This is a genomic window from Autumnicola tepida (assembly GCF_031846485.1).
In the GTDB taxonomy this organism is placed as follows: domain Bacteria; phylum Bacteroidota; class Bacteroidia; order Flavobacteriales; family Flavobacteriaceae; genus Autumnicola; species Autumnicola tepida.
This window is the reverse complement of the sequence record NZ_JAVRHQ010000039.1, coordinates 1-13588: the sequence shown is the minus strand read 5'-3', so window position 1 is coordinate 13588 and position 13588 is coordinate 1. Positions and strand designations below refer to the sequence as shown.

The 13588-nt window shown below is 41.0% G+C and carries 9 protein-coding genes; 7 read left to right on the top strand and 2 right to left on the bottom strand.

The features are described from left to right. Window positions 1-108 precede the first annotated feature (108 nt). Window positions 109-753, bottom strand: coding sequence for a protein-L-isoaspartate(D-aspartate) O-methyltransferase (locus tag RM553_RS18730; RefSeq protein WP_311536495.1), 645 nt, complete (start codon window positions 751-753; stop codon window positions 109-111). A gap of 134 nt (window positions 754-887) precedes the next feature. Here RM553_RS18730 and RM553_RS18725 point away from each other — a divergent pair, with 134 nt between their 5' ends. The 7 genes from RM553_RS18725 to miaA all read left to right on the top strand — a co-directional run bounded on the left by RM553_RS18725 (window position 888) and on the right by miaA (window position 8123). Further along, entirely contained in the window at window positions 888-1847 is a 960-nt protein-coding gene (locus tag RM553_RS18725; protein ID WP_311536494.1) for a Gfo/Idh/MocA family protein, read from the top strand. Window positions 1848-2065: 218 nt separating this feature from the next. After that, window positions 2066-2956, top strand: coding sequence for a 3-hydroxybutyryl-CoA dehydrogenase (locus tag RM553_RS18720; RefSeq protein ID WP_311536493.1), 891 nt, complete (start codon window positions 2066-2068; stop codon window positions 2954-2956). 14 nt (window positions 2957-2970) lie between these two features. Further along, window positions 2971-4206 carry a DUF1015 domain-containing protein gene (locus RM553_RS18715; RefSeq protein WP_311536492.1) on the top strand — a complete coding sequence of 412 codons (1236 nt, stop codon included), beginning with the start codon at window positions 2971-2973 and terminating at the stop codon, window positions 4204-4206. Window positions 4207-4253: 47 nt separating this feature from the next. After that, the gene (locus RM553_RS18710) at window positions 4254-4913 is read left to right on the top strand and encodes a YggS family pyridoxal phosphate-dependent enzyme (RefSeq protein WP_311536491.1); all 660 of its coding nucleotides are present in this window, start codon (window positions 4254-4256) and stop codon (window positions 4911-4913) included. 15 nt (window positions 4914-4928) lie between these two features. Continuing rightward, window positions 4929-6299, top strand: a complete 1371-nt coding sequence (locus RM553_RS18705; RefSeq protein WP_311536490.1) for an exonuclease domain-containing protein — start codon at window positions 4929-4931, stop codon at window positions 6297-6299. Between the two features lie 74 nt (window positions 6300-6373). Next, entirely contained in the window at window positions 6374-7207 is an 834-nt protein-coding gene (locus RM553_RS18700; protein WP_311536489.1) for an ion transporter, read from the top strand. Then, window positions 7197-8123 carry a tRNA (adenosine(37)-N6)-dimethylallyltransferase MiaA gene (gene miaA / locus RM553_RS18695; protein WP_311536488.1) on the top strand — a complete coding sequence of 309 codons (927 nt, stop codon included), beginning with the start codon at window positions 7197-7199 and terminating at the stop codon, window positions 8121-8123. The genes RM553_RS18700 and miaA overlap by 11 nt, the downstream gene beginning before the upstream one ends. Window positions 8124-8144: 21 nt before the next feature. On the opposite strand, the gene RM553_RS18690 is transcribed toward miaA, so the two are convergent. Beyond that, on the bottom strand, window positions 8145-13535 hold the full coding sequence (locus RM553_RS18690; RefSeq protein WP_311536487.1) for a cadherin-like domain-containing protein: 5391 nt from the start codon (window positions 13533-13535) through the stop codon (window positions 8145-8147). Window positions 13536-13588: the final 53 nt, after the last annotated feature.

Genomic DNA, 13588 nt, shown 5'->3' with positions numbered 1-13588 from the left:
CTCATTTTCAAATTTCCACATTTCCTCATTTTCAAATTTCCACATTTCCTCATTTTCAAATTTTCAAATTTTCAAATTTTCAAATTTTCAAATTTTCCAATTCTCAAATTAATTCTTGTCTTCGAGAAGTGGTACAAACCTGAAATTCCCGAACTCTTTTTTATCAAATTCCGTATCAGATTTCCGGGTAAACATGGTCATAATCTGCACTTCCTTTCCTATAGGAATTACCATTTTTCCTCCTACTTTTAACTGTCCTAATAATCTTTTTGGTAAAAATGGCGCTCCTGCAGTCACTATTATTTTATCAAAAGGAGCATATTCCGGCCAGCCTTTATACCCATCCCCAAAACTAAGCTGCTTGGGCCTGTAGCCAATTTTCTGAAGAAATTTACTCGTTTTACGGTACAATTCCCGTTGCCGCTCAATGCTGTAAACCCTCGCTCCCAGTTCGCAAAGCACTGCGGTTTGATAGCCGCTTCCGGTTCCTATTTCCAAAACAGTATCATCTTTGGAAACCTCAAGAAGTTCCGTCTGGAAAGCTACGGTATAAGGTTGGGAGATCGTCTGGTCTGCAGCAATGGGAAATGCCTTGTCCTGGTAGGCGTGGTCCTCAAAACTGCTGTCCATAAAAAGATGCCGCGGAATTTTATTAATGGCATTCAAAACTTTTTCGTCAGTAACACCTTTCTTTTTGATGATATTTACCAACTGCTGTCTTTTCCCTTTATGTCTGAAGTTGTCCCTTAGCAATGTTAAAAATATTTTAAAATGTAAAATTAGGCAATTATTGGCTTTGCCAACAAACAAAACCAGCAGGGATTATAACAGAATCTTTTAAAGTATTTATTCTCAAAATAGTATTTTTGTGCTAAATCCTGAAAACTATGCTAAAAGTAGGCGTACTGGGTGCCGGGCACCTGGGAAAAATTCATCTTAAACTACTTAATCAATCCGAAAAATATGAACTTGTAGGTTTCTACGATGCCAATAAAGAAAATGCTGAAAAAGTAAAGCAGGAATTCGGCTATACCATTTTCAACAGCCTGGAAGATCTCATCGAAACTGTAGATGTTGTAGATGTGGTCACTCCCACCCTTTCTCATTTTGAAGTCGCCAAAAAAGTGATTTCCGCAGGAAAACATCTTTTTATTGAAAAACCTATTACCAACACTTTTGAAGAAGCCCAGGAGCTCATTTCCCTAGCTAAAAAACATAAGGTAAAGGGCCAGGTGGGGCACGTAGAGCGGTTTAATCCTGCTTTCCAATCGGTGGTTTCCCGCATAGAAAACCCCATGTTTATCGAAGCGCATCGCCTTGCGGAATTTAATCCCCGTGGGACAGATGTTCCTGTAGTGCTGGATTTAATGATCCACGATATTGATGCTATTTTGAGCGTGGTAAAGTCTGATGTAAAAAGCATTAATGCCAGCGGGGTTTCGGTAATAAGCGACACTCCCGATATTGCCAATGCGCGAATTGAATTTGAAAATGGCTGCGTGGCAAACCTTACCGCCAGCAGGATTTCCCTCAAAAACATGAGAAAATCCAGGTTCTTCCAACGGGACGCTTATATTTCTGTCGATTTTCTGGAGAAGAAGTGCGAAGTGGTAAAAATGAAAGATGCTCCTGAAAATCCCGATGATTTCGCCATGATCCTTCAGAATGCCGAAGGGATAAAAAAGCAGATCTATTTTGATAATCCAGATGTTGCCCCCAATAACGCGATCTTACAGGAACTGGAAACTTTTGCCGATGCCATTAATAACGACACCCAACCCGTGGTAACACTGGAACAAGGCGCACTTGCGCTAAAAATTGCCAACCAGGTAATCGCGAGTTTTTAGTGCAGAGTGAAAAGTAAATAGTTCATGGCTCAGTTCGTGGTTTAAAATGAAAAGCGGAAGAATATGATTTGCAGTGCAAGATCTGCGGAATTCCGGAAGCCTTGAAAAGCGGAAAAAGGACCAACAACAGACAACAGACAACAGACAACAGACAACTGATAACTAAGAGCTTAGAAAACAACAATTCAGAACTTAAAATACTTAATATAATTATTATTATGAACAACATAGCAGTAATAGGTGCGGGAACCATGGGAAACGGAATCGCCCATACTTTCGCGCAATTTGGATATAAAGTGCAGCTGATTGATGTTTCTAAGGAAAACCTTCAGAAGGGAATAGATACCATTTCCAAGAACCTGAACCGTATGGTTTCCAAAGAAAAGATCACTGAAGCTCAAAAGGAAGAAACACTTAGTAATATCACTCAGCAAATTGATATTCCTTCCGGAGTTAAAGATGTGGAACTGGTAGTGGAAGCCGCGACAGAAAATGAAGAGCTAAAACTTAAAATTTTCAAACAACTGGATAGCAATTGTTCCAAAGACACTATTCTTGCTTCCAATACTTCTTCCATTTCCATAACCCAAATCGCTTCCGTGGTTTCTAATCCGGAGAGGGTAATCGGCATGCATTTTATGAATCCGGTTCCTGTAATGAAGCTGGTCGAAATAATTCGCGGTTATAATACCAGCAATGAGGTAACTAAAACCATCATGGAACTTTCGGAAAAACTAAATAAAGTTCCTGTGGAAGTAAACGATTATCCCGGGTTTGTGGCAAACCGAATTTTAATGCCCATGATCAACGAAGCCATAGAAACCCTTTACAATGGCGTGGCAGGCGTTTATGAGATTGATACGGTGATGAAGCTGGGGATGGCACATCCAATGGGCCCTCTTCAGTTAGCCGATTTTATTGGGTTAGACGTTTGCCTTTCTATTCTGGAAGTAATGCACGATGGTTTTAAAAATCCGAAGTACGCGCCCTGTCCGCTTCTGGTAAAAATGGTAAGGGCCGGGAAATTCGGTGTAAAATCTGGCGAAGGTTTTTATGATTATGCTGAAAGTAAAAAAGCAGAAAAGGTTTCTTCACAATTTGATTCATAACAAAAGCAGGACATTTGGTAAAAATTATTCCTTTTAAGGCGGTACGGCCGCGCAGGGCAATGGCCGGGTTGGTGGCTTCCCGCCCTTATGAAGAATATAACGAAGCCGAATTAAGGGCCAGGCTTGATTATAATCCATATTCATTTTTACATATTTTGAACCCGGGTTATAAATTTCAGCATAAAATTACGGGGAAAGACAGGTTTCAGCTGGTGAAAAACCGCTACCTGGAATTTAAAGAGGAAGATACTTTTATACAGGATGAAAAACCTTCGTTTTACATCTATAGAATGGAAACCCGTGATCTTTCCTGTTGCGGAATTATTGCTGCAGCCAGTGCTGCCGATTATAAAAAAGGCGTTATTAAACGCCATGAAGATACCATCGAAAGCCGGGAAGTATTATTTAAAGATTACCTGAAAACGGTTGGTTTTAATACCGAGCCGGTTTTGCTAACCTATAAAGATGACGAGGCACTGCAAAGCCTGCTGAATGAAATAATGCAGGAAATTCCGGAATACGAATTTGCCACACGGCAACGGGAAATGCATTATCTCTGGAAAGTTGATGATGAAGAAAAAATTGAAGCCATCTCTGCATTTTTCAGTAAAATGGAGAAAATTTATATAGCTGATGGCCACCACCGCTGTGCTTCCTCTTATTTACTTTCAGAAGAGAACGCGAAAAAAAATAACGGGCATACCGGTAAGGAATCCTATAATAACTTTATGAGTTATTTTATTTCAGAAAGCAATTTAAAAATTTATGAGTTTAGCCGACTCGTAAAGGACCTCAACGGCTATTCCAAAGAAGAATTCCTGATGCTGCTCGATGAGCATTTTAGGATTGAAAACCGCGGCCTGCAGGTTTTTAAACCTGCTGAAAAACATCATTTCAGCATGTATCTGGATGGCGAATTTTACGCGCTTTACCTTAGGAAAACCAGTTATGACTTCAGCGGTACCTTAAGCAGTCTGGATCCATGCATCCTGTATGAAAAAGTGCTAAGGCCGGTTTTAGGCATAAAGGATTTAAGAAATGATGAGCGTATCGCATATATTCCGGGTAAAAAAGACATTCTTGAACTAAAAGGGAAAGTAGATTCTGGAGCATATACCGTTGGCTTCGGAATGATGCCTTTAAATATTTCAGAAATAAAAAAAGTGGCAGATGAAGGATTGACAATGCCTCCAAAAAGCACTTATATCGAACCCAAATTAAGGAGCGGTTTGACCATTTATGAATTCTGAAAATTATAAATTAAACTCTGTAAATTTAAAAAGTTGTAGCTTTAACTATGGATATTGCAGCAAACATTAAAAAATATAAAGAGGAATTACCTGAAAATGTAAAACTGGTGGCGATCTCTAAAACCAAGCCTAATGAAGATCTTTTGGAAGCTTATAACGCCGGCCAGCGAATTTTTGGGGAGAACAAGATCCAGGAAATGACGGAAAAATGGGAACAGTTGCCCAAAGATATCGAGTGGCATATGGTTGGCCATGTGCAGCGTAATAAAGTAAAATACATGGCCCCATACATTGGCCTGATTCATGCTGTGGATAGCCTGAAGTTGTTGAAGGAAATCAATAAGCAGGCAAAGAAAGTGGACCGGAAAATTAATTGCCTGCTTCAGATTAAAATAGCAGAAGAAGATTCCAAATTCGGGATTTCAGCAGAAGAAGCAGAAGAGATATTGAATTCAGAAGCATATTCTAAAATGCAAAATACCGAGGTTATCGGATTAATGGGCATGGCCACTTTTACCGATGATGAAAACCAGGTAAAAACGGAGTTCATGAAATTAAAAAGTATTTTTAAAGACTTTAAAGAAAAACACCCATCTCTTAAAGAGCTTTCCTTGGGCATGAGCGACGATTATAAAATTGCTTTGGAATGTGGCACGACTATGGTTAGGATTGGAAGTAATATTTTTGGGGAACGAAATTATAATTAAACAGAAGAAGATTTTTTGTACGCAATTTTAGACATAGAAACCACAGGTGGAAAGTATAATCAGGAAGGAGTAACCGAAATTGCCATTTATAAGTTTGACGGGCATAAGGTTGTAGACCAGTTCATCAGCCTTGTAAATCCGGAGCAGCCTATCCAGCCGTTTGTGGTTGGCCTTACCGGCATTAATAATGATATGCTTCGCAACGCCCCTAAATTCTACGAAGTGGCGAAACGAATTGTAGAAATCACTACAGATTGTATTCTTGTGGCCCATAATGCCAAGTTTGATTACCGGATTTTAAGAACAGAATTCCGAAGATTAGGTTTTGAATACGAGCGCAAATCCCTTTGCACAGTAGAACTCTCCAAGAAATTAATTCCGGGCCTTCCCTCCTACAGCCTAGGCAAACTGGTACGCTCACTCGGGATTCCGCTTAGTGACCGGCACCGGGCCAGTGGTGATGCTCAGGCAACGGTAAAGTTATTCAAAATGCTGCTCACCAAAGATGTAGAGAAGGATATTGTAAAGAACCACGTTCGGCTGGAGCCCAAGAAAAACCTGGATACAAAACTGGTTTATCTCTTGGAAGAGCTTCCCACCATTACTGGCGTATATTATCTTCATGACGAAAACGGGGAGATTATCTACATTGGCAAAAGCAAAAATATACGCAAACGCGTTACCCAGCATTTCACCAATGAGCATCCCAAGGCCAGGGAAATGCAAAAAGAAGTAGCTTCAGTCTCCTATGAATCCAGCGGGAATGAACTTATCGCTCTTTTAAAGGAGAACCAGGAAATAAAACAAAACAAGCCCAAATATAACCATGCTCAAAAAGGGAGTATTTTTAGCCATGCCCTGTACCATCATACCGACGATAATGGCTATATCAATTTAAAAATTGGTCGTGCCAATGGCAGGACAAATATTACCACTTTCACCAACCTGCGCCAGGCAAAAGCCTTGCTTAGCACCTGGGTGGAAGAACACCAGCTGTGTGAACGTCTTTCCGGGCTCGAAAAAGGAACAGGAAGTTGTTTTAACCATTCCATAAAAAATTGCTGGGGCGCCTGTGCAGAAGAAGAAAGTGCTGAAGATTATAACCACCGCGTAAAAGAACTTATCAATAAATATTCTTATGAAAACCAGAATATGCTGGTGATTGACCGTGGCAGGGAAGTAGATGAAAAAAGCGTACTCCTAATTGAAGATGGCGAGTTTAAGGGAATGGGATATTTTAACCTGAATCACCAGATCAATAATCCCGATATTGTGAAATCCATCATTACTCCTATGAAGAACGACCGGGATACCCAGCATATCATTCAGAATTACCTTCGAAAAAATAAAAAACTCAGAATTATAGCGTTTGCCCCGGCAGACTAACCTCCTCTTTCTTCAAAAACCGGTACTGATTCGGGTAATTTCTTTAAATTTGAATTATTCCTAATCAGAAAAACTTGAAAGACCACAACCGCAAGCAAAACTGGAAGTCCAGACTCCATGAAGTAATTTATGAAGCCGACACCACGGCAGGCAAAATCTTTGATATTGCTTTACTGGTGATTATTGCTATTAGCGTGGCACTGGTAATGATGGAAAGCGTTACGGAGCTCTATTTAAAATATGCCACCGAATTTTACTGGGCAGAATGGGTAATCACGGCAATTTTTACCGTGGAATATGTATTACGCATCATTAGCATAAGAAGGCCAAAAGCCTATATTTTTAGTTTCTACGGAATAGTGGACCTTCTTTCCACATTGCCAAGTTACATCAGTTTTTTTGTGGGCGGAGCCAATTTGCTTTTTGCCATAAGGGCTCTAAGGCTCCTGCGGGTGTTTAGGGTGCTTAAGATTAGCCGTTATATTGGGGAATCTAACCGGCTCCTGGAAGCGCTAAAAAACAGCAGGGCAAAAATCCTTGTTTTTCTTTTCGCGGTAGTAATAATTTGCGTGATCACAGGCACTTTAATGCATCTAATTGAAGGAGAAACCGGCGGCTTCAATAACATCCCCCTTAGTATTTACTGGTGTATTGTCACCCTCACTACGGTTGGTTTTGGCGATATTGCACCGGTAACACCACTTGGCCGCTTTATAGCTTCGGTTTTGATGATTACAGGCTACGGAATTATTGCCGTTCCCACAGGAATTGTGACATCAGAATACGGCAAAACCAGCGAACCGCACAAACATACTAACACCCAGCACTGCCCGGTTTGCAATGAACAAAATCATCTTGACGAAGCCGAATTTTGCCATAACTGCGGAAACCGACTCAATGCCCACTAATTTTCTCATCAATATTGTTGGCCCTACTGCCATTGGAAAGACCGCTTTGGCAATAGAACTTGCAAGGCATTTTAATACTGAAATCATTTCAGCAGATTCCCGGCAGTTTTTTAAAGAAATGAAGATAGGCACTGCAGTTCCCGATGAAGATGAACTGGCGGCTGCACGCCATCATTTTATTCAGCATATTTCTGTGGAAGAAGACTATTCGGTTGGCGATTTTGAGCGGGACGCGATTGCTAAAATTGAAGAACTTTTTCTGCGGAAAAAAATAGTAGTTATGGTTGGTGGCAGTGGTTTGTACACAAAAAGTGTTACAAATGGCCTGGACGATTTTCCTGAAGTTGATCCGCAGATAAGAGAAAACATAACTTCAACTTTAGAAAAAGAAGGTATTGAGGCGCTACAGCAAAAACTTAAAGACCTGGACCCTGATTATTATAAAAAAGCAGATATACAAAACCCGCACCGCCTGATTCGTGCCCTGGAAATCTGCATTGGAACAGGAAAGCCTTATTCTTCTTTTCTTAATCTGAAGAAAGCGCAAAGAAATTTTCATATTATTTCCATCGGCCTTACTGCCGAAAGGTCAATAATTTATGATCGTATAAACCAGCGAGTAGAAAAGATGGTGGAGAATGGGCTGCTTGAGGAAGCAAAAGACCTTTACCCAAAACGGCATCTAAATGCCCTCAATACCGTGGGATATAAGGAGTTGTTTCAGCATTTTGAAGGAAAAATTTCCCGGGAAGAAGCCGTGGCTGAAATTCAGAAAAATACCCGGCGCTTCGCAAAAAGGCAGCTTACCTGGTTTAGAAAAGACAACTCCATCCAATGGTTTGATATTGCGGAGCCTCTGGAGCAAATCATAATTTATGCTGAAGAGGAAATTAAAGAAAAAGTTGATTCGCCATAAAAATTGAGGCAGAATTGAATTCTACTCGTAAATTATCCTGCGGATTATTTTTTCCTCCCGCCCATCTTTGGTGGTAAAGATTTGCAGAACATAGACGGCAGTTTCCAGAGATCCAATATCCATAGTATATTCCTGCCCCGGCAGCTCTTCTTCAAATTGCCTTTCCAGTAAAAACCTGCCCCGCATATCAAAAACAAGTATTTTATCTATTATAACATTTGAAGGCGCAAGTACCTTAAACTGACCAGTGTTTGGGTTAGGATAAACCCTGATGAATTCCCAGTCCTGTGGCTGGCACAGGCCGGGAGCGGCTTCTACATAAACAGCCACTCTTGCCGTTGTACTGTTTCCATTTTCATCGGTGACCTCAATATCAATATAATTCTGCCCAACATCTTTGCAGGTAAACTCATCTGGCCCAAATTCAAATGTTAGTTCTTCTGAACAATTATCTCTGGCAACAATTGTGCTTCTTAACAGCTCTTCAGTTAAAACAGCCTGGCCATTTTCATCTAATTGAAGCGGCACAGGGTTAGGGACAATCTGCGGGCCTAAATTATCTGCCACGGTTACCGAAAATTCACAGAAGGTCTCCTGCCCATTTTCAGTATAATAGAACCTTTGCCTGCTCACGCCCATATCAGCACAGGTATAAAGACTGCGGCTAAGCGAAAGTTCCCCCTGCGGATTTCCGGTATAAACATCATTAATATCCAGAATAGCTTCCCCATTCTGGTCTAACTCCAGCGTTACGCCGTTTACGCAATTTACCTCGCCGCCTCCTGTATTATCTGCAGTTACCGTAACCACAGTCTGGCAGCTGTCGGTATTGCCGGCAGCATCAATCACGGTGAGGGTAACAATATTTTCACCAATATCTGCCGTGGTAAAAGTAGTTTTATCAATATTCATATTGGCGATTCCGCAGTTATCAGAAGAAGTGGCATCTATCTCTTCCGCAGAAAGGTTTGCTGTTCCGTTTACAAGGCTTAAGCTAAATGCATCCACGCAATCTGCCACCGGGGCAATGTTATCCTGCAACACCACTTCTACACTGCAACTGCCACTTAAAGCCCCAGAATAAGTGAGCTCTATAAAATTCTCATTTTCAAGATTGGAACAATCAAACATCAGATTATCGGCAGTGACCTCTACATTGTCACTTTTGGAAACATATAAATCTGGAAGCGTGAGGCTTGCAGTACCATTTTCATCAAGATTGAGTGTAACAACTTCCCTGCAGTCAATAAAAGCATTGGTATTATCACCAATAACGTTTATGGTTACGGTTGCTTCAGCAGATTCGCCGCCACCATCGGTAACATAGTAAGTAAAACTGTCTACTCCGGAAAAACCTGTATTGGGAGTATACATAAAGGAGCCGTCAGGCCGTAGATTTAGAGAGCCATTGTTTACCTGCGACACCTGGACAACAGTGAGAAGATCAGCATCTGGGTCTGTATCATTTTGCAAGAGGCCTTCTTCCGCAGAAATTTGCAGCTGGGTATCCTGCTGCGTGGAATAATTATCATTTCTTGCTACCGGAGGATCATATTTTACTTCTATGTTTACCACGGCAGGACCGGAATTGCCCTCACCATCGCTGGCGATATAAGTGAAAGAATCGGGGCCGGTATAATCCTCTTGAGGCACGTAAATAAAGGAACCATCGGCATTGAGACTCACCGTCCCAAATGAAGGGCCGTTTTGCAGGGAAGCGGTGAGGTTGTCCCCATCGGCATCAGTATCGTTTGCAAGTATTCCGGGAGCGGAAACCATTAAAGTTTGATTATGAAAAATCTCGTAATAATCATCATTGGCCAACGGATTGTTGTTCTCCCCGCCCGACTGGTTTTGCTGAAGTGTGAGCTGAAAACCACAGCTGGCATTATTTCCCGAAACATCGGTTACTGTGAAGGAAATCTGCTGACTGGCATAAATCACTTCACCCGCAGCCGGGGATTGGGTAATTTGAAGGTTTTCTTCGGAAGTACAATTATCTGAAACCGCTACTTCATCGCGATAATCCGGCACCGTAAAACCTTCTTCAGCATTGAAATTTGCCGTTTTTGGACCCGGGCAGGTAATTCGGGGTTTTGAAGTATCTGATAAATTAAGCTGAAAGCTGCACGAATCATTTTCGCCATTGCGGGTACCGGAAATAGTTATTGTTGTACCTGCAGAAATTACTGTTCCCGCTGCAGGAGATTGCGTGAAAGTTGCCTGCGGAAATTGTTGCTGCAAAGAACCTGTATAATCCGGCAATTCAAATTCACAGTTTTCGTTAAAATTTTCTGTTTGCGTGCCGGGACAGTTAATATCCAGCCCTTCTCCCTCTTCTTCTATAAAAACCCAGAACCTGCAGGTATACGAATTTCCGGCGGCATCGGTAGCGGTTATAGTTATTTCGGTATCTTGCTGTATAAGCACTCCCGGCTCTGGTAACTGCTCTACACTGGCAATTGCGCAATTGTCTGAAACTTCAGATTGTGATATATAATTAGGAATTGTAAATCCTTCTTCAGAATTAGAATCAACGGTTTGATTACCGGGGCAAATCACGTATGGCACACCTGTATCGCGGCGGTTGAGGGTAAATGTACAGCTAACTGTTTCTTCTCCCAAGCTTGCCGTAAGGGTGATAGTTTCTGAATCTCCACTTATTACAGTACCAGGTTCTGGTGACTGACTAATGATGGCCCCGGCTAGATTAACAGTAGCCAGGCCTGTAAAATCCTGCAGTACGTACTGGCAATTTTCATCAGGATTGAAATCTTGGTCCGCAGGACAGATTATCTCCAATTCTTCCTCTTCTCTTTCCTCTAAAGTAAGCTGAAAACTACAACCATTTGTATTTCCTGAAGCATCGATTACGCTAAAGGTTACTGGCTGGCTGGCATAAATTACTTCACCCGCAGCCGGAGATTGAGTGATTGGAAGGTTTTCTTCGGAAGTGCAATTATCTGAAACCGCTATTTCATCACGATAATCGGGTACTTCAAAACCTTCTTCTGCATTGAAATTTGCCGTTTTTGGATCCGGGCAGGTAATTTGAGGGGCCACATCTTCGGTAACAGTAACGCTAAAACTACATTCTGCAGTATTGCCTGCTTCATCTGTAGCCAGGTAAGATACCCTGTGTTCTCCTGTAGGGAAACGATCTTCAAAACCCAGATCGCTCGTGAGCTCTACGCTTACATTTCCAGAATTATCTGTAGCCTCAGGCATAGGAAAAGGCGCTGCTACATCGCACTGGCCTGTAGCCGTGGATATGGTTATATCATAATTAGGGCAGTTTGTAAAAACCGGGGGCTCAGGATCGGCGTTTTCAATAACATTCACGATAAAGCTGCAGGTGGCGGTATTCCCATTTACATCTGTGGCAGTATAGGTAACAGTAGTCTTTCCCACAGGAAAAACATCTCCAGGGGCAAATCCTGCAGTAAGCCCAAAACTGCCCATCCCGCAATTATCGGTAGCGGTAGGCGCAACATACTCAACTGCAGTTCCTGTTTCCCCAAACTCCACAGTAAATTCTTTATCTTCAATACATTCTATTTCGGGATCTTCATTATCTGTAACCTTGATGGTGGCAGAACATTCGGTATACAAACCTGTTTGCTTATCTGTTACCCGTAGTGTTACCTCAACATCATTTCCGGCATCAGAACAATCAAAACTTGCCTGACTAAGATTTAGGAGCACATTATCAAGATCTGGGTCTGACCCATATACATCTTCAGCAGTAATTTGTGCCTGCCCGTTTTCATCTAAAGGCACGGTTTGACCGTTGCAATTGACTTGCGGTGGTGCATTTACAGTAATGGTGACTGTGGCTTCATTAGAATCCAAATTTCCATCATTGGCTACGTAGGTGAAAGTATCTGTTCCAGAAAAACCGGGATCAGGTTCATAAGTGAAAGAACCATCAGAATTGAAAATTACAGTTCCGTTTACAGGCTGATCAACAATTTCTGCCGTAAGGGCATCACCTTCAGCATCTGTATCATTTTCCAAAACACCAGGGGCTGAAACTATTAATGTTTCATCCTGATTTGTCTCATAAAAATCATCATTATTAGCTTCCGGGGCTGTATTTTCTTCTTCAGGTTGATAAATTATTGAAAATTCTCCTTCAGGCTGAAGACCGCATTTAAAAAGATCGGCACCTTCTAAGAAAACCTCAACAAGACCGGGATCATCAGGTATTACTTCTGCAGTAAAATTATCCTCACGTTGAAATTTTTTCAATGTGAAGTCAAAATTTATATCCATCAATGCTGGATAACCAAAAATACTTTCAGGAGGGTCTCCCTGAAATCTTAGATTGTTAATGTAAATAACCCCACAATTATCCAATGCCAGATCAATAGGTAAATTTAAATTAGTGTTGCTAAATTCTTTGACAAAGCTAAAATCCTGGTTGGTATCAAAAACATTAACTGTGTATTTTGCATCCCGAATTGTCTCGTAATTTCCTAAAACCTTTAAAGGATCATTGAACAAGTTGGTTAGATTAAAATCATCTTCATAGTCGACCACATATAAATATCCATAATGATCCACCACCAGACTTCCAGGATTCCCCTGCTCTCCACCCTGAATAACTTTTTTAGGGTTATAATTTTCATCAAAAATAATTATGCGTGGTGCTCTTGCTTCACCTCCTGATTCACTAACATAAATATTTTTATTCTTGTCAACTGCAATTCGAAAAGGATCTTCGATTTGCTGGCCACTATATGTAGTTATTTTCTTTATCAAGCTGCCATTTGGGGCGTATATTTTAATTGCATCCTGATTAGCCGTAATTCCCGTAAAATTATCTGCAACATAAATATTGCCCTCATCATCCAAAGCTAAACCCGTAGCACCCCTAGGATTATCACTATTCGCATTACTTCCTGTTCCAATGGTACCAATTGAATTATATGAAGAGTCAAAAATTAAAACCTGACCTTTTTCTGCATCTGCTACATAAATGTTTCCATTTACCCTATTGAGCACCATGTCTAATGGAGTTTCAAACTCATTTCCTGATATAACTCTGCTTACGTCTCCATTCCCATCTATTTTAAAAACTCCGTCGCCCAGTGTTAAATAAAATAATTCGCTATTCTCGTTAAAGTCAATGCTAATAACGGTTCTACTCAGTTTCCCTAGTAAATATCCTTCAATGTTGTTTGAAAAAACAGCACCAAGTAATTCTCCTGTTGTAGTTTTAACCTGAAAATTTTCTAAACCTCTGTCTGTTCCCTCATACCTAAAATCAGGCTCTTCTCTAAAAATGTTCTGAATATCACCATTAATCACCGAAAAATCGAGTGGTTTTATCTCATCCACACCATCTTCAAAATTAAACTCTATAGGAATGGGATTTGCCGCAGTAGGATCTGGCTCGTCACTGGACATATTCACACGATTCTGCCCCACCACATCCTGAAAAGCAAAAATGAAGAAAAATA